This is a genomic window from Clostridium sp. SY8519 (assembly GCF_000270305.1).
Taxonomy (GTDB): Bacteria; Bacillota; Clostridia; order Lachnospirales; family Lachnospiraceae; genus SY8519.
The window spans coordinates 1,653,977-1,670,941 of record NC_015737.1 but is presented as its reverse complement, the minus strand read 5'-3'; the positions used below and the strand labels follow the sequence as shown (position 1 = coordinate 1,670,941).

General features: G+C 52.8%; 14 protein-coding genes. 5 read left to right on the top strand and 9 right to left on the bottom strand.

Annotation, left to right across the window (positions count from 1 at the left end; all coding sequences use genetic code 11):
* Window positions 1-14: 14 nt before the first annotated feature.
* From CXIVA_RS07850 to CXIVA_RS07830, 5 genes are all read right to left on the bottom strand, one after another.
* On the bottom strand, window positions 15-1,295 hold the full coding sequence (locus tag CXIVA_RS07850) for an ABC transporter permease (protein WP_013977475.1): 1,281 nt from the start codon (window positions 1,293-1,295) through the stop codon (window positions 15-17).
* Complete coding sequence (locus tag CXIVA_RS07845; protein WP_013977474.1) at window positions 1,285-1,995, bottom strand: ABC transporter ATP-binding protein; 711 nt, start codon at window positions 1,993-1,995, stop codon at window positions 1,285-1,287. Before CXIVA_RS07845 ends, CXIVA_RS07850 begins: the two co-directional genes overlap by 11 nt.
* 1 nt (window position 1,996) lies before the next feature.
* On the bottom strand, window positions 1,997-3,658 hold the full coding sequence (locus CXIVA_RS07840) for an HlyD family efflux transporter periplasmic adaptor subunit (RefSeq protein ID WP_013977473.1): 1,662 nt from the start codon (window positions 3,656-3,658) through the stop codon (window positions 1,997-1,999).
* A 122-nt stretch (window positions 3,659-3,780) separates the two neighbouring features.
* A complete protein-coding gene (locus tag CXIVA_RS07835) occupies window positions 3,781-5,190 on the bottom strand; it encodes a radical SAM protein (RefSeq protein ID WP_013977472.1) in 1,410 nt (469 codons plus the stop codon).
* Between the two features lie 21 nt (window positions 5,191-5,211).
* A complete protein-coding gene (locus CXIVA_RS07830; RefSeq protein WP_347475645.1) occupies window positions 5,212-6,624 on the bottom strand; it encodes a radical SAM protein in 1,413 nt (470 codons plus the stop codon).
* Between the two features lie 288 nt (window positions 6,625-6,912).
* Between CXIVA_RS07830 and CXIVA_RS07825 the strand changes: the two genes are divergently transcribed.
* Window positions 6,913-7,473: a TetR/AcrR family transcriptional regulator C-terminal domain-containing protein gene (locus tag CXIVA_RS07825; protein ID WP_013977469.1), complete on the top strand. Its 561-nt coding sequence runs from the start codon at window positions 6,913-6,915 to the stop codon at window positions 7,471-7,473.
* 166 nt (window positions 7,474-7,639) lie between these two features.
* Here the strand turns inward: CXIVA_RS07825 and mnmA are convergent, their stop codons facing one another.
* The 4 genes from mnmA to malQ all read right to left on the bottom strand — a co-directional run bounded on the left by mnmA (window position 7,640) and on the right by malQ (window position 12,981).
* Window positions 7,640-8,728 (bottom strand): tRNA 2-thiouridine(34) synthase MnmA, encoded by a 1,089-nt coding sequence (mnmA, locus tag CXIVA_RS07820; protein ID WP_013977468.1) that lies wholly within the window; start codon window positions 8,726-8,728, stop codon window positions 7,640-7,642.
* A 203-nt stretch (window positions 8,729-8,931) separates the two neighbouring features.
* The gene (locus tag CXIVA_RS07815) at window positions 8,932-10,326 is read right to left on the bottom strand and encodes a homocysteine S-methyltransferase family protein (protein ID WP_013977467.1); all 1,395 of its coding nucleotides are present in this window, start codon (window positions 10,324-10,326) and stop codon (window positions 8,932-8,934) included.
* A gap of 173 nt (window positions 10,327-10,499) precedes the next feature.
* Window positions 10,500-11,390: a LysR family transcriptional regulator gene (locus CXIVA_RS13440; protein WP_013977466.1), complete on the bottom strand. Its 891-nt coding sequence runs from the start codon at window positions 11,388-11,390 to the stop codon at window positions 10,500-10,502.
* A gap of 79 nt (window positions 11,391-11,469) precedes the next feature.
* The gene (malQ, locus tag CXIVA_RS07805; RefSeq protein WP_278244593.1) at window positions 11,470-12,981 is read right to left on the bottom strand and encodes a 4-alpha-glucanotransferase; all 1,512 of its coding nucleotides are present in this window, start codon (window positions 12,979-12,981) and stop codon (window positions 11,470-11,472) included.
* A gap of 200 nt (window positions 12,982-13,181) precedes the next feature.
* On the opposite strand from malQ, the gene CXIVA_RS07800 reads away from it, so the two are divergent.
* From CXIVA_RS07800 to CXIVA_RS07785, 4 genes are all read left to right on the top strand, one after another.
* The gene (locus tag CXIVA_RS07800; RefSeq protein WP_013977464.1) at window positions 13,182-13,385 is read left to right on the top strand and encodes a hypothetical protein; all 204 of its coding nucleotides are present in this window, start codon (window positions 13,182-13,184) and stop codon (window positions 13,383-13,385) included.
* Window positions 13,386-13,723: 338 nt separating this feature from the next.
* Window positions 13,724-14,098 carry a GntR family transcriptional regulator gene (locus tag CXIVA_RS07795; RefSeq protein ID WP_013977463.1) on the top strand — a complete coding sequence of 125 codons (375 nt, stop codon included), beginning with the start codon at window positions 13,724-13,726 and terminating at the stop codon, window positions 14,096-14,098.
* Window positions 14,095-14,994 (top strand): ABC transporter ATP-binding protein, encoded by a 900-nt coding sequence (locus CXIVA_RS07790; RefSeq protein ID WP_013977462.1) that lies wholly within the window; start codon window positions 14,095-14,097, stop codon window positions 14,992-14,994. Before CXIVA_RS07795 ends, CXIVA_RS07790 begins: the two co-directional genes overlap by 4 nt.
* Window positions 14,969-16,918, top strand: a complete 1,950-nt coding sequence (locus tag CXIVA_RS07785; protein WP_013977461.1) for an ABC transporter permease — start codon at window positions 14,969-14,971, stop codon at window positions 16,916-16,918. The genes CXIVA_RS07790 and CXIVA_RS07785 overlap by 26 nt, the downstream gene beginning before the upstream one ends.
* Window positions 16,919-16,965 lie beyond the last annotated feature (47 nt).

The following is a 16,965-nucleotide window of genomic DNA, read 5'->3' as shown; positions in this document are numbered from 1 at the left end:
GTGCAAATTCCCTGTTATTCATACCGCAGCGCTTCGATGGGGTTCATCTTTGCCGCCTTGTTGGCCGGATAATATCCGAAAAACACGCCCACTGCCATGGAGAATCCCAGGGACAGCAGGATGGAAAACAGGGACGGGAATGTCGTGTAATGCAGGTAGGAGGTCATGGACACGCCCAACGCCATTCCCAGAAGGATGCCGATGCCGCCGCCCACCAGGCAGATGATGATGGCTTCCACGATAAACTGCATGCGGATGGAGCCGTTGGTGGCTCCCAGTGCCTTGCGGGTGCCGATTTCACGGGTGCGTTCGGTGATGGATACCAGCATAATATTCATCACACCGATCCCCCCCACCACCAGGGCAATGGCCGCAATGGCCGTAATCGCCAGCGTCACGGTGGACATCACGCTGCTCATCTGGTCAATGATGGACGCCATGCTGAAGCAGGAAGGCTCGAAGTTCGGATTGGTTCTGTAATAACTGCTCAGGAAGCGTTCTGCCGTGCCGGCAAAGGCCTCGGAGTCCACTCCATTCCTGGTCACGATGGAAAATGTGCTGTATTTTTCCGTATGTGTGTAGCTTTTGGCCAGTTTCAGGGGGATATAGACTTCAGTAGCCGTATCTTCGCTGTCCATCATGGATGCAGCCATGGTGTCCGTTTTATAGTGGTACACGCCTACAATGCTTACCGGGACATTCTGGCTGCCCACGGAAAGATCCACCGTCTTTCCCAGGGCATTTTCCCCGCTGCCGTAAAGCTTTTTCGCGAACCGGTCCGATACCATCGCGGAATTGCCGCCGTCCTCCAGCTCCGCAGCCGACAGATAGGAACCGTTTACCACGTCTAGTTTGTTGGCGATAAAGTAGCCTGCGCTGACTCCCGTCAGGGAAATATTGGCGGAATTGCCCTCCACGGATCCGGATCCGCTGCCAACCGGTTCGCTGGCCGAAATGGTGCGGATCTGATCCGGATATTTCTCACACAGGCTGCGGATCATATCCAGGGTGAACTGATCCTCTTCCCGCACACTGGCTGCCCGCGGTTCCTGTCCGAAGACCGCGCCTTTGCCGGATATGTCTTTGTTCTCTTTTTTCTGGACCAGGGAAACAGTAATCGTATTGCCCCCTAGTCCGGACATGGCATCTTCCACGCTTCTGGTCATGGCATCGCCTACTGTCATTATGCTGATGACCGATCCGATTCCGATGATAATGCCCAGCATCGTCAGAAAAGAGCGCAGTTTGTTCACTCTGAGGCTTTCCAGCGCCAGAAGGATATTTTCAAATAACATGGTGTCTGCCTCCTCCCCTGCGTTCCCCGGTAATGGATCCGTCTCGAATGGTAAGGATCCGGTCCGTCTCCTCGGACAGTTCTGTCGAATGGGTGATCAGTACGATGGTTTTGCCGTGCTGTTCATGCAGTTCGTGGAACAGATCCATGACCATGCGCCCGGTTTTGGAATCCAGGGCGCCGGTGGGTTCGTCCGCCAGAATAATGGACGGATCATTGGCCATGGCCCTGGCTATGGCCACACGCTGTTTCTGTCCGCCGGACAGCTCCTCCGGGCGATGCTTCATACGGTCTTCCATGCCTACCATCTTCAGGAGCTCTTTTGCCCTGGCATTCCTGTCCCTCCGGGAGATTCCCGCATACATCATGGGCACTTCCACATTGCGGACAGCGGTAATCTTCGGCACCAGATTATAGGTCTGAAACACAAAGCCGATTTCGTTGCAGCGGATGGCGGACAGCTCCAGGTCCGCGGCATGAATGACATCCGTGCCGTTGAGGGTATAACTCCCCTCGGTCGGGCGGTCCAGCAGGCCGATCATATTCATCAGCGTCGATTTGCCGGAACCGGATTCTCCTACAATGGCTACAAATTCTCCCTGTTCCACCTGGAGATCAATGCCGTTTAAAATCTGCAGTTCGTTTTCCCGGCCTTCGTAAAACCGTTTGACGATTCCATGCATGTCAATCACTGTGCTCATCTTACATTCCTCCGGTAGAATCCATACCGTTAAATGCCTCTTCCACAGTGGTCTTGTGTCCGCTGTCCGGTATCCGGATTTCCATTCCTTCTTTGATCCCGCTGCCGGAAATTTCGGTATAATATCCGCTCTCCAGCCCGGTAGTCACAGGGATCTCCTTCATGCCGGAAAGGTCTCCGTCTTTTCCGGTCACCGCGGAAGCATCCGTAATCTGATAAATTACCTTTTTGCCTTTTTTATTGGTATAAACCGCGTCATACGGGACACACAATACGTCTTTTTTCTCCTGTTTCACCAGGCTCAGGCGGGCCGTCATATCCAGGCGCAGACGGGAATCCTTCTTTTTCAGAGCGATTTCCACCGGATAGGACACACTGCTGCCGGATACCGTTCCGGAAGAAGCGGAACCGGAAAGCATGGAGGAAAAATCCGAAGATCCCATGGATGCCGACGAGGAAGAGGAGGACGAAGCGCCGGAAGTGCCCCCGGAGGCTGTCGGGGAAATTCTCCGGACGGTTCCCTCCAGTTCTTTGTCTCCGGTGGCGTCTGTCTTGATCAGTACCCGCATCCCCTTCTTGACATTGGAAATATCATATTCATCCACCGATGTGGAAATGTACAGTTTTGAGGTGTCCTGGATGACAGCCGCTGCTCCGCCGGCATACGTGCCGCCTTTTTCCACCTGCACGGCTGTAACCGTTCCGCTGACCGGCGCGGTCAGTTCCCTGCTGTCGATAATGTCCTGATAGCTCTTCATGACGCTGTCCGAACCTTGGCCACTCATACCGGAGGCATAACCGGACAGATCCGCGGCAGAGGAAGCGGCACTTGTCGTATCCCCTGTCAGTCCTCCCGCGCTGTATGCGGAAAGGTCTCCGGCAATGCCTGCGGCACCCGCCAGGTATTCATAGGCGCTCTCCGCGATCTCCAGGGCGGATTTTGCCTGGGAAAGGGCGCTTTTGCGGGCACTGAAGGCCTGCTGGTAGCTCTGATAGCTCTGGCGTGCCTGCTGCAGCGCAGCCCGGGCGGCAGCTTCCTGCTCCGTGCCGGCTGCCTTGGCAGCGGCTTCTTTCGCTTTCTCATAGGCATCTTTCAGCTGTTCCTGTTTTTTCCGGGCAGCCGCATATTGTTTCTGTGCGTTCTGGTAAGATTTTTTCGCGGAATCCAGGGCTTTTTTCGCGGCTTTCTGCCGAGATGCCTGCTGTCTGGCCGCGCTCTGTGCCTGTTTTTTCGCTGCGGACGCCGATGCTTCCGCGCTTTTTCTGGCGCTTTCTTTTGCCTGCTCCTCCGCCTCTTCCTGCTTTTTCTGGGCATTTTTCGCGTCTTTGAGGCTCTGCTCCGCATCCGATACATCAAAGGTGCAGATCACATCGCCTTTTTTCACTTTGTCACCCGGCTTTACCCGGACGCTCTTCACCTTCAGTCCGGCAGCGCCGGAGACCTTGCCGTATACATTGGTCACCGAATCACTGGTTACTGTGCCTGTCGCGCTGATACTGGACTGCAGAGTTCTGCGAACCACCTTGTCTGTGGCTGTCGGCTGTTTGGAAGCTTCTGCCGCCCGCTTTGCCGCCAGACTTCCTGTCACGGCCACCACGGCTGCCAGAATCAGAAGGATCAGAAGAACTTTGTATTTCTTTTTCATTTTTCTCTTTTTCGTCATGGTAGGTTTCTCCATTTCCAGCTGTGTCACTTCGGATCAAATCCAAATGTAATCATACTAAAAAAAGAGAGCTGTCACAACAAACAACTCTCTTTTTATTAAAAAGTAAGATTTGTCCGATCTTACGCGGTACCGTATTTTTCTTCCCTCTTGCGCTTGATCTCTTCAATATCTTTCTGATGCTCGTTCCACATTTTCTCCGCAGTAGGTGCCCACTGCTCCGCATAAGGCTTGGTCTTGGCGATCAGATCATCTACCGGCTCTTCCGCCTGCATATCGGTGGAATGGGCGCCGGAAGCCTCTACCATCTTCTTGATCATCTCCGGATTCTCCAGCATCGGGCAGGGCTGCAGCATGTTGTCGTTAAACGGCATGGTATTGTGATACTGCATAAACAGCGGCTGCTGCAGGGCCTCTAACAGGGAATGGTCCTTGATGTTCACATTGGAATAATGAATGAATACACAGGGCTCCACGTCGCCGTTCGGGTTGATGTGCAGGTAGTTCTTGCCGCCGGCAATGCACCCGCCTACAAATTCCGCGTCATTCTGGAAATCCATGGTAAAGAGCGGGATGTCACAGTCTCTGGTACGGATGTAACGGACGCGTTTTACCATATATTCTCTCTGTTCCGGTGTAAGAAGCAGATCAGTGGAAGCATCCTTTCCTACCGGCATGTAGTGGAAATACCATGCAATCAACACGCCTTTGTCCACCAGCATATTCAGGAATTCATCGGTGGTAACTGCCTTATAGTTCTTACTGGTATAGCATACGGATACGCCGTAGAGCAGACCATATTTATGCAGAAGATCGAAGGCATCCATAACGGACTGGTATACACCGGTTCCCCGGCGGTCATCTGTGGTTGCTTCGGATCCTTCGATGGAAATCGCGAAGGAAATATTGCCTGCTTCCTGCACTTCCTTGCAGAATTCTTCATCAATCAGTGTCCCGTTGGTGAAGATATGGAAGGCACAGTCATTATGCTTCTTTGCCAGCATAATAATGTCTTTTTTGCGTACCAAGGGCTCGCCGCCGGTCATAACGAAGAAATGAATGCCCAGTTCCTTCGCTTCGGTAATGATACGATCCAACAGTTCATTGCTCAGAGACAGCTGATGCCCGTATTCTGCGGCCCAGCATCCAGTACATTTTAAGTTGCAGGCAGAGGTGGGATCCATCAGGATGACCCACGGTACATTGCATCCGTATTTTTCACGGTTTTCCTTAACCTTCTTGAATCCGGTCAGGCCGGCTTCATAACCCAGGTTCAGGACATGCTGCTTTACCACGTTCGGGTGCAGATTGTCCAGGGCCTGATCCACAACTTTTCTCCACTTGTGGTTCGGGTCTTTGAACTCTTCCACTGCGTTGTCCCAGAAATACTGCGGATAGGTATTGCCTGTGATTTTATGCGCCAGATTAAACAGTTTGATGTAGTGTGAATCACGGTCTTTATTCAGGTATTTGTAAATCTGATTAAAGCCTACTTCAAAGGCTTTTCTTCCTGCTGAATGTTTAACTCCCATTGTAGTGATTACCTCCAGATATTATGCTCTCTGATTTCTCTCTAAAAATCCTTCCAGATTTTCCGGTTTGTAGTTGATGTAACCCTGTTTTACATGCGGATGTGCTTTCCACAGCTTATTTGCTTCCGGAGTCCATGCATCTGCGTAATCTTCACACTTCGCACACAGATGCTCTGCGGTCTCAGGAGACTGAAGGTCTGTGGATACGGCGCCGGACTCTTTGACGATTCTCTGCAGAATCTCCGGATTCTCCAGCATCGGACACGGACGCAGCATATTGTCATTAAACGGCTGGTTGTCTCTGTAAGCCATAAACAGCGGCTGTTTCAGACACTCTAACAGTGTGTTCTTGCGGATATTCGCTCCGGAATAGTGGATGAATACGCAGGGCTCCGCATCTCCGTTGGCATTAATATGGAAGTAGTTCCGTCCGCCAGCGATACAGCCGCCTACAAATTCTCCGTCGTTCTGGAAATCCATCAGCATGATGGGTTTGCCGCCTTCGAAGGCACGAACTTCACGCAGTCTGTGATAAATGTAGACACGCTGTTCCGGTGTCAGCATCAGTTCGGTATCCGCGTCGTTTCCTACCGGCATATAATGGAAGTACCATGCGTACCGGCATCCGTGCTCGATTAACAGATCGAAGAACTCATCGGAAGTAACTGCTTCGAAGTTCTTTCTGGTGTAGCATACGGATGTGCCGAAGAACAGGCCGTACCGTTTCATCAGATCCATCGCGCCCAGTACCTTGCGGAAGATACCCTCGCCGCGGCGGCCGTCATTTGCTTCCTCAAATCCCTCCAGGCTCAGAGAGAAGGACAGGTTGCCGACTTTCTGCACTTCCTTGCAGAAGTCCTCGTCAATCAGCGTACCGTTGGTAAAGCTGTGGAATGCCACGTCTCTGTGCTTTCTGCAGAGCTTTAAGATGTCATCCTTGCGCACCAGAGGTTCGCCGCCGGTAAACATATAGAAATAAACGCCCAGCTCTTTGCCCTGTGTCACGATGCTGTCCATCTCCTCAAATGTGAGGTTCAGCTTGTAGCCGTATTCTGCCGCCCAGCATCCGGTGCATCTTAAGTTGCAGGCAGAGGTGGGATCCATCAGGATCAGCCACGGGATATTGCACTGATGTACTTCACGCATCTTGCGGATGGTCTTTGTGCCGTAGAAAGCTGCCTCAAATCCCAGGTTCAGGGCAGTCATCTTCGCCACATTCGGGTCTAATTCGTCTAACAGTTTGTTGACGAATTTGTTCCATTTGTGATCCGGATTCTGGATAATCGCCTTTGCTCCTTCGTAGGCATTTTCCTTAAAATTATCTCCCATGAAACGCTTTGCCAGATCAACGATCTGAAGCAGTCCCTTTTCCCGGTCTTTGTTCAGTCTTCTTAACGCTACATCAATTGCCGCGCTAAAAGCTTTTCTCTGCATTGTATGTGATAAACTTGCCACTTCAATGTCCCCTTTCAACTTTATTTGTGTGAGGCGCTGTTATCCAATTGTGTGGAAAAAAAACAACACCTGTTGAAATTCTAACTGCAGTATATTATAATCTCTTTATCTCCAGAATCAACCGTCAATCTTCCAACTTCCTGTGAAATATCAAACATACTTTCAACAGAGTGTTGGATAACCGACATGTTTTGTCTTTCTTTTTCTGCGTGCCGGAATCGGTTTTCTGCAGCAGGGCATGTTGTTTTTTTACAGGAGGTTTCTCTTATGGCAGGCGACCGCCGCACAAAATATACCAAATCCGTCATCCGGGACGCGCTCTTTGAGCTGCTGGCCGAGAAGCCGCTGGCCAAAGTCACCGTCACCGACATCTGCAAACTGGCAGATATCAACCGCAGCACCTTTTATTCCTATTACGAAGATGTCACTGCATTGATGAATTCCATCCAGAATGAAGTCTTTGAAAATGTAGTGCTCCAGATGTCCACCGACGACTGGTTCGACGGCCTGCTGCATCTGGTGGACGAAAACAAGGACCTGTTTACCGTACTGATCGGTCCCCACGGAGATTCCCAGTTTATCCGGCAGCTGATCTACCTGGGATATGACAACAGTCTCCGCTTCTGGAAGAAATCCTATCCGGAAGCCACATCCACCGAAATGGACTATGCCTATGCCTATATCTCCTATGGTGTCATCGGCATTCTGGAAAACTGGGTCTGTGACGGTTACCGGGAGAGCATCGAATCCGTAGGCAAAATCGTCTACGGCTGCACCGTACACGGGCTGGACTATCTGGGCCGTGACCGCAGCAAAGATACCGAATAAATCTGCCGCTTCAAAAGCCGCGGACACAGCCGGGCCGGAGGCGCATCCATGGATGCGTCTCCGGCCCGTTTTTTATACCGGTGTGCTGTTATTTCCACACGGCAGTGTTTTCCGTATCAATAAATTATGTATATATAATATGGAAGAAACCCGTTTTCCGAAACTGTCATCCGGCAGTAAAGCACGCCCGGATCGTAGCGCCGCCTGCCACGTTTTCCCCGTCATAAAAGACTGCCGCCTGGCCCGGCGCGATTCCCCGCTGGGGCTTCTCCAGCTCGACCCGTACCCGGTTTCCGCCCACAGGAATCACAGTCGCCGGCTGCGGTTTCTGGTGGTAACGGATGCTCACATGCAGAGGAACCGCCGCATCCAGCTGTTCCAGAGAAATCAGGTTTAAGTCATCTGCCTCAAACGCCGCTGTCATCAGTTCATCTTCCTCGCCCAGAATGACCCGGTTGTTTTCCACATCTTTGCGCAGGACGTAGAGCCTGTGTTCCGCAGGAATTCCCAGTCCCCGCCGCTGTCCGATGGTATAGTGAATGATTCCCTTATGGCGTCCCAGCACATTTCCCCTGGTATCCACAAAATCCCCTTCCGGGTACTCTTTCCCGGTATGTCTGGTCAGAAATTCCGTATAATCCCCGTCCGGGACAAAACAGATGTCCTGGCTGTCGTGCTTGCGGGCATTGATAAATCCCTGCTCTTCCGCAATGCGTCGCACTTCTTCTTTTTTCATGGAGCCTAAAGGAAGCAGAGTATGCGCCAGCTGTTCCTGGGTCATGGCATACAGCACATAACTCTGATCTTTCTTCGGATCCGGTCCTTTTTTCAGAAGATAACGCCCGGTCTCCGGATCCTGACAGATCTGCGCGTAATGTCCGGTTGCGATGTAGTCACATCCCAGCTCCCTGGCGCGACGGTACAAATGCTCAAATTTCATAAAACGATTGCAGTCAATGCAGGGATTCGGCGTCAGTCCTGTTTCATAGGCCTGCACAAACCGCTGGATGACTTCCTGTTCAAAGGCTTCTTTGAAATTAAATACATAATAGGGAATTCCGATCCGGTACGCCACGCTTCTGGCGTCTTCCACATCATCCAGACTGCAGCAGGTATGCCCGCTGCATCTGCCCACTGTCTCATTTTCGTAGAGCTGCATGGTCACGCCGATGCAGTCATATCCCTGCTGTTTCAGCAGCCAGGCGCAGACACTGGAGTCCACGCCGCCGCTCATTGCTACTAATACCTTTGCCATAATCTTTCCTGTGTTTCTCCCTGTTTCTATCCGGTTTTTCTGTGTTTTCGGCGCTCTTCCTGCGTCTCCGGCAATCTGACCGTTTTTCCGGCGCTCGTTTGCGCCGCCGGGGCCGTCCGTATTTCCGGCATTCTTACGCGTTTCCGGCAGTCCGGCCGTTTTTCCGGCACGCTTACGCGTCTCCGGCAGTCCGGGCCGGAAAATCAGGCCGGATACAGCCCAAAGACCAGATCTTTTTCCTTCAGTCCGCTGTCCCGCGCCGCGGTCCGCACCGCCTCCCGGTCTGTCCGCTGACTGTTGACCACAGCCCCATATCTGGCCGCGATCCGGCAAATACGCTCCAGTGTTTCCCCGGATGCTTCGCCTGCATTGACCAGCGCTTTTCCATTGTAAATCCGTATGCCGGCCTCCACGGCCGCCGGATCTGTGGAGTCTATGGCAAAAGGCATGGTGTTGATGTTCTGCAGTTCCATCACTGCTTCCTTCATGCAGGCTGCCTCATCCACACCTTCTGCCGCCAGACGAATGCTGAGCACATCTGCTTCGTCGTCCAGCGCTTCATCCGCAAGATCCAGCACCGTGTCAATCGCGCCGTCCTGCAGATCTTCCAGCAGTTCGGAATCTTTGGCCGGATCAATCGCCGTGCTGATCTGCAGGCCGCTGTCCCCCAGGTTTACGCAGGACTGGTACGAGGAAATCAGCGCCACCGGCTTGTCCGCGGCCGGAAGCATCCTCTGTTCTCCGGCGGCTTCGCAGGTCTGGCGGATATGCTCCGCCGTAGTGCCGCAGCACCCGCCCACCAGCTGCACGCCGGGGATTTCCATGATTTTTCGCATCTGCGCGGCAAAGGCTTTCGGTGTTACATCAAAATAAGTTTCGCCGTTTTCCACCCGGGGAAGTCCGGCGTTCGGTTTCGCGATCAGCGGCAGGGATGCGTATTCCGACATGATCCGCAGCGCTTTTTCCGCGGCCTCCGGCCCCACGCCACAGTTCAGTCCCACTGCGCTGCAGCCCAGCCCTTCCAAAAGCGCGACTGCGGATTCCGGAGAAGTCCCCGTCAGCATATGGGCAGTTTCATCAAATACTGCCGTGGCAAATACCGGAAGGTCACAGTTTTCCCTGGCTGCCAGTACTGCCGCCTTCAGTTCATAGACATCATTCATGGTTTCGATCTGTACCAGATCCGCGCCGGCGTCTGCGCCGATTCGCACGATTTCTCCAAAGATCTCCACCGCCTCTTCAAAAGGCAGCATTCCCATGGGGGGAAGCAGATGGCCGGTAGACCCGATGTCCAGCGCAACCCAGGCTTCTTTTCCGCTTTGGGCCACCGCTTCTTTTGCGCAGCGGATGCCTGCCCGGATCACCTGCTCCAGCTCTTCCTGTGTATAATGGAACCGGTTTGCCCCGAAGGTGTTGGCCAGAATAATATCCGCGCCGGCCCTGAGGAACTCCAGATGGACGGCAGTCACTTCCTCCGGATGGTCGATATTCCACCGTTCGGAACGTTCTCCTGACTGTAAGCCCCGGCGGATCAGCGCTGTTCCCATGCCGCCGTCATAACACAGGAATCCCTGTTTCATACGTTCTCTGATATCCATGTTTCTCTATCCTCCTGCTCCGTTCTGTCTGCAGCCCTCTGCCGCAGGATCCGTTCTGCGTTTTCTGAAAAAAGCCGGCCCTCTGCAGGGCCGACTCCATCATAACTTATTTCCGGATGTATTGCCATAAAAACAGCGGATCTTTCACCTTCCGCCCTTCGGCTCCCTTCCTGCTATATCAGAAGCCGTATTTTCAGAAACTCGTACGCACGCAGGATTTCCTTCTGACAGGTGTCATGTTTGCGGAAAAGGTAATACAGGTTCCAGGAAAAGCTGCGTTTCTTAATCGGGATGCTCTTCACCCGGTAGCCGGATTTGTCATAATTCATCAGATTGCGCTCCGTCAGGATCAGGATTCCGTCGCCGGCCTCCGCCATGCGCATTCCTTCCTCCCGGTCCTCTACGGAAATCACGTCTTCCGGTGTCACATTCTGCTCTTTAAAGGCCCGCAGAAGGCTGCTTTTCATATAGATCCAGTTCGAAGGGAGAATGACGCGCTTTCCCCTGAAGTCCCGGATGGACAGCTCTTTTTTGTTGATTTTTTTGTCGGTATCCGCGAAAACCGCGCACAGCGGAACATGCAGCAGCGGATACGCCAGCAGGTCGTCTCTCTGCACCGCCGCAGGAAGAATCAGCGCGTCACAGTTTCCTTCCTCCAGTGCCTGTTCATCTACTCCGTCTTTCTGTACCTGACAGTCAATAAACTGTGTGTCCGTCAGCGCTGCCTCACTGGACGCGCCAATGGTGCGGATCTCCTGCATCACGGCTTCCGGCAGCATGATTCTGGTGCGAAGGGGGCAGTTTGCCCCGATCTCCCGCAGCTGATCTTCCGTATCGCGGATATAATCCAGGATTACCTTGCAGCGTTCTTTCAGGTATTCTCCCTGCGGCGTCAGGCTGACGCCGGACTTCTCCCGGATAAAAAGCACCACTGCCAGCTCATCTTCCAGCTGTTTCATGGACTTGCCTACTGCCTGCTGTGTCATATAAAGGCTGGAGCCCGCAGCGGAAAAACTGCCTGTCTCACACACTTCATAAAACTGACGTAACTGTCTCAGCTCCATATTTAGTGTCTCCTTACCAAATTCAAAATATCAGTCAATTATAGCACAAAACGCGGCAACTGAAAATTGTGCCATTGTACTAACGGGCATACAATTCTGTCAGGTGACGGATCCGGGCGCTTCTTTCCTCCGTCAGATCTTCTTTCTTCATCCGCCATTTCCAGTTGTTTCCGCCTAGGGTGGACGGATAATTCATGCGCCCTTCCGCGCCGATCTGCAGATAATCCTGCATGGGAATGATGCAGGTATCCGCCACGGAAGCAAATGCCATGCGTATCACGCCTTCACACAGCGCGCTGTCGTCCCCGTCCGCAAGACCGGTATATTCCCGGATTCTGTTTTTTTCCTGTTCGCCCGCGGCTTCGATGTGCTGCAGCAGGGTTTCGTTGTCATGGGTGCCGGTGTATACCACACAGTTCCGTTCATACCAGAAGGGCAGATATTCATTCCGCGCGTCGGATCCGAAGGCAAACTGCAGGACTTTCATATTCGGATAGCCGCTGTCCCGGACCAGCTGACGGACCGAATCCGTCATAAATCCCAGATCCTCCGCGATAATTGCCAGCTCCGGAATCTCTTTTTTCACAAAATGGAACAGCTCCATGCCCGGTCCCGGCTCCCAGCTGCCGTTTCTGGCAGTCTCATCCCCGTATGGAATGGAATAATAGGAATCAAATCCCCGGAAGTGATCAATTCTTACCACATCGTACAGTTTCGCGCAGTGGCGGATCCGATCCAGCCACCACCGGTAGGATTCCTTCCTGTGGGCCTCCCAGTCATACAGCGGATTGCCCCACAGCTGTCCGTCCGCTGAAAAAGCATCCGGCGGACACCCTGCCACAGCCTTCGGACGCCGGTTTTCATCCAGCTGAAACAGCTCCGGCCTGGTCCAGACATCCGCACTGTCCATGGAAACATAGATCGGGATGTCCCCGATAACGCGGATCCCGTTTTCATTGGCATAGCGGCGCACCTGGCTCCACTGCTGATCAAACAGGTACTGGAGATAACAGTAAAACTCCACCCGGTCTTCCAGACGCGCCCGCGCTTTCCGCAGCGCTTCCGGACGCCGCAGACGCAGATCTTCGCTCCACTCCGTAAAGGCCTTCCAGCCATTCTCCTCTTTCAGGGCCATAAACAGCGCGTAGTCTTCCAGCCAGCTTCTGCTGTCCCGGCAGAAGGCCTGGTACCGTTCCTCCTGCTGGCATCCGCTGCGTACATACGCCTGATACAGCAGCTGATACCTGCGGCGGAACTGACAGCCGTAATCCACATATCCACTGCCGTCATCCAGTTCTGCCGCCTCACACTCTTCCCTGCTCAGCAGCCCTTCTACCACCAGCCCCTCCAGGGAAATATACAGCGGGTTTCCCGCAAAGGTTGAAAATGACTGATACGGGGAATCCCCGTAACTGACCGGGCCAAGCGGAAGAATCTGCCAGTACTTCTGTCCGCTTTTTTTCAGAAAATCTATCCACTCCAGCGCTTCTCTGGAAAAACAGCCGATGCCGTACGGGGACGGAAGGCTGCTGACCGGAAGCAATATGCCGCTTGCTCGCATCTCTCTCACTCCTGCTCCAATTCTTTTCATTCCATCCGGGATTCTCAGCAAATCCCGCCGGTTTATGCTGACCCCATTATAGCCACCTTCCCGCAGATTGGCAATCCGCGGTATGACAAAAAAATCACAAATCTTGTACTTGCCTTTTCTTGACCTCCATAGTATAATATTCGAAACATTCCCGGCACACCATTGTCTGTGCCGTATTACAGACAGAAAGGAGACTTGTTATGAGCAATCCAGATTATGCACCGGAAAACTGTACACACAACTGCGGTACCTGCGGCTCCGGATGCGGTTCGGAGCAGAACGGCCCCAGCTTTTTCGATAAAATGGAATCTATTTCTGAAACCCTTGACGAAGTGGGAGAAGAAAACATTCTTCGCATTCTGAATGAAACCATTGAGGAATGGCAGGCAGAAGACGCGGAATAACCGCACATTGTGTATCAGATCTGATCACTGGGCAGACCGGAAGAAATTCCGATCTGCCCTTTTTCTATGTGCATATTCTATACTTCCCGGCTTCGGCTGCCGGTTTCTTTTGCATCCTGCAGATCGAATCCTCTTGACAGACATTCTTCCCCATGCTAGTATAAGTGTACTAGTAAACATGGTACACTTAATACACACCATACACACAGGGACCGGCACAGCACAGGATACCGAATGACAGCACTGTGCCGGCTGGCTGCATCTTTGCGGCTCGCTGCCTGACGAGGCAGTGCCTGTGCGGACCCTGACAACGCAGAAGAAAAAAGGAGTGAAACGGCGTGATTCAAATTGATTTCCGGGATTCCCGGCCAATCTACGAACAGATCAAAGACGGCATGCTCCGCCTGATTATGACCCAGGCACTGAAGCCCAATGACCGGATTCCTTCTGTTCGGGAACTGGCTGCACAGCTTGCCATCAATCCCAATACGATTCAGCGCGCCTACCGTGAACTGGAGCATGAAGGATACATCTACAAAGTCACGGGACGCGGTTCCTTCGTCGCAGAGGTTGACTTAAGCGAGTCTCCGCGCAAGAAGGAGCTTCTGGCCGTTTTTGACAAAACGGTCAGCGAACTGCTCTACCTGCAGACAACGGTAAACGAACTCACAGAAAGAATCAAAGCACTGTCCGAAAGGGGGGAACCAGTATGATTCAGGTATCTCATCTGTCAAAGAAATTTGGCGATTTTCAGGCACTTTCCGATGTAACTATGAAGATTCCCACCGGCAGCGTCTATGGACTGGTGGGACCAAACGGCGCAGGCAAATCCACCATCATCCGGCACTTAACCGGTATCTACCGGCCGGATCAGGGCACCATTTCCGTAGACGGCCAGCCGGTGTATGAGAATCCGGCCGTCAAGGCCCGCATCGCCTACGTGCCGGACGATCTATTCTACTTTTTCCAGTCCAATACACTGGATATGAAGAATTATTACAAGGGGATCTACCCCCACTTTGACCTTGCACTGTTTGAGCGGCTGAAGGAGGCTTTTCCGGCCATCGATGTCAAACAAAGCATCCGCCGCCTGTCCAAAGGCATGCGGAAACAGGTGATTTTCTGGCTCAGCATCTGCTGTAAACCGGATATCATGATTCTGGACGAACCGGTAGACGGACTGGATCCTGTTATGCGGCGCCAGATCTGGAGCATCCTGCTGTCAGAGGTGGCCGAACGCCATATGACGGTACTGGTTTCCTCCCACAACCTGCGGGAACTGGAGGATGTATGTGATACCGTCGGAATCATGTTCCAGGGACAGGTTCACATGGAGCGGCCGCTGGAAGAGCTGCAGTCCAATATTTCCAAGATTCAGCTTGTCTTCCCGGAGGAAATGCCGCCTCTCCCGGATGGTCTGCAGGTACTGCACCAGACATCCACCGGGCATGCCCACACACTGATCGTACGCGGGGATCCGGCGCAGATCCAGGAGATCCTCGGCCGTATGCATCCGCTGGTACTCGATGTCCTTCCGCTGACGCTGGAAGAAATCTTTATCTATGAAATGGGAGGTATGAATTATGAATTCAAAGACATCCTTCTTTAATCGGACGGTGTTTTCCAAAAATATCCGGAGATTCGGTGTCATATGGATCCTGTATACCGTGTGCCTGTTTTTTCTCTGCCCGTTTATCGCCTACCTCACGGTTCCCCATATTATCACGGGAAACCAGGATGTTTCCGAACTGGCCAAGGCACTGTCCACGTTCCAGTCCCCGGTCCACATCATTATTTTCGCGATTCTGGCTGCATCCGCGGTATTTTCCTACCTCTGCAGCGCCAGAAGCTGCAATATGACCCATGCGCTGCCATTCAGCCGCAGGGAACTTTATATCACCAATTACATCAGCGGACTCCTGTTTCTGATTGTGCCCCAGACCATTAACTTCTTCATTGCCCTGCCGGCCTTTCTCCGGGGCGGTCTGAAACCGGGAAGCCAGATTTTTCCGGCCCTGGGCTATGTGGTTCTTGTGGATTTTATCCTGTATTCCATAGCGGTATTCTGCTGCATGCTTTCCGCCCATTACATCGGAGGCGCCATCTACTATGCCATTGTAAATCTTCTGTATGCTGTACTGCGGACGCTGTTTTCCATGCTCACCAACATGTTTACGTTCGGAGTCCCCGGTACAGTATCCGCAAATCCGCTGCTGGAAGCAGGGAATTATCTCTCACCGGCAGTATATATCACGACCAGAACCGGAATGGATGTCATATCCAACACACCGGAAGGTGTCACGCAGACCGCCCTTCATTATTATGGCTGGGCCAGCCTGCTGGGATACTGCATCGTGGCCGCCGCCCTTGTGATCTGCGGCATGTTTCTGTATCGGCGCCGTCAGCTGGAGTGCGCCGGCGATGTCAGCGCCTTTCCTTGCCTGCATCCGATCAGCCGCTGGATCATCGGGTTCACCGGAGGAATTGGATTCGCGTATTTTTTCAGCATGGTCATCGCCGGTTCCGATACGCCCGGCAGAGCCACCATGGTCAGATTTCTGATCCTCTATGTAGTCTTCTGCCTGATTTGGTTCTTCATTACCGAAATGGTGCTGAAAAAAACAGTCCGGGTATTTGTCCGCCGGATGATTCTGGAATGGGTGGTATTCACGGCAGCCACTACCGTGCTGCTGGCCGGTATGATCCTGGGATACTGCCGGAAACTGGAAAATACCATCCCGGACACTTCCGAAGTCACTGCGGCCGTCCTTTCGACCGATTACCCGGTTCTGGCGGAAAACGCTTCGCAGATTGATCAGATCCGAGATCTGCAGCAGACGATTCTGGATCATCGAAACAGCTATTTGAATCCAGACAGCGATACCGCCAGCGACAGTGACACTGTTACCGGCATAACCATCGGCTATCAGCTGAAAAACGGGAATACCTTAATCCGGTACTATTCCGTGCCGCTGCGCGCTGCCGACCGGCGGGATATCACTTCTGTCACCCATAAGCTGGAAACCATTCAGAGTGACTATACGCAGGCCCTGAACTATCTGTTCTGCACGAACTACAATCACGCAGTCATCACCAATGCCACGGCAGGCGACAAAAAAACCGTCTACAACAAAGGCGCCCAGGAGATTTTCAACGCTGTGATCCGGGATTATCACGCCCATCACATTGCGTACACGGCTGCGGACTGTCTGGAAGGAGGCATCGGCAGCAGCGAATATTCCCTTACTCTGGAATTAAAGGGAACTGTCTCCGGCGCTCCCCAGAGTGTCCGCACCAGGCTCCGGGCCATCGGCGGAAAAGCCCTGGCAGACGCTTTTCCGGATCTGCTGCAGAATGACGGTACCACTGCCAAACGGAACGCCAACGGTACCTACAGCACCTCGCTGGATACTACCATCACACTGACGCCGAAATGCAAGTATACCATTGCTGCGTTAAAGAAAAACGGCGTTGCACTGACCAAAAAAGACTTTTCCAACACCGGCGCCGACGATACTGAAAATCAACCCTGACGCCTGGGTATTGAAAATTAACCCTTCCGCCGGGAAATCCGCGGGAT

Excerpts from the sequence above, each read along its gene's own strand:
- CXIVA_RS07835 (WP_013977472.1), bottom strand. The coding sequence starts at position 5,190 with ATGGGAGTTAAACATTCAGCAGGAAGAAAAGCCTTTGAAGTAGGCTTT.
- CXIVA_RS07800 (WP_013977464.1), top strand. The coding sequence starts at position 13,182 with ATGAGCAATCCAGATTATGCACCGGAAAACTGTACACACAACTGCGGT.
- mnmA (WP_013977468.1), bottom strand. The coding sequence starts at position 8,728 with ATGGCAAAGGTATTAGTAGCAATGAGCGGCGGCGTGGACTCCAGTGTC.
- CXIVA_RS07850 (WP_013977475.1), bottom strand. The coding sequence starts at position 1,295 with ATGTTATTTGAAAATATCCTTCTGGCGCTGGAAAGCCTCAGAGTGAAC.
- CXIVA_RS13440 (WP_013977466.1), bottom strand. The coding sequence starts at position 11,390 with ATGGAGCTGAGACAGTTACGTCAGTTTTATGAAGTGTGTGAGACAGGC.
- malQ (WP_278244593.1), bottom strand. The coding sequence starts at position 12,981 with ATGAAAAGAATTGGAGCAGGAGTGAGAGAGATGCGAGCAAGCGGCATA.
- CXIVA_RS07830 (WP_347475645.1), bottom strand. The coding sequence starts at position 6,624 with ATGCAGAGAAAAGCTTTTAGCGCGGCAATTGATGTAGCGTTAAGAAGA.
- CXIVA_RS07840 (WP_013977473.1), bottom strand. The coding sequence starts at position 3,658 with ATGACGAAAAAGAGAAAAATGAAAAAGAAATACAAAGTTCTTCTGATC.
- CXIVA_RS07815 (WP_013977467.1), bottom strand. The coding sequence starts at position 10,326 with ATGGATATCAGAGAACGTATGAAACAGGGATTCCTGTGTTATGACGGC.
- CXIVA_RS07790 (WP_013977462.1), top strand. The coding sequence starts at position 14,095 with ATGATTCAGGTATCTCATCTGTCAAAGAAATTTGGCGATTTTCAGGCA.
- CXIVA_RS07825 (WP_013977469.1), top strand. The coding sequence starts at position 6,913 with ATGGCAGGCGACCGCCGCACAAAATATACCAAATCCGTCATCCGGGAC.
- CXIVA_RS07845 (WP_013977474.1), bottom strand. The coding sequence starts at position 1,995 with ATGAGCACAGTGATTGACATGCATGGAATCGTCAAACGGTTTTACGAA.
- CXIVA_RS07785 (WP_013977461.1), top strand. The coding sequence starts at position 14,969 with ATGAATTCAAAGACATCCTTCTTTAATCGGACGGTGTTTTCCAAAAAT.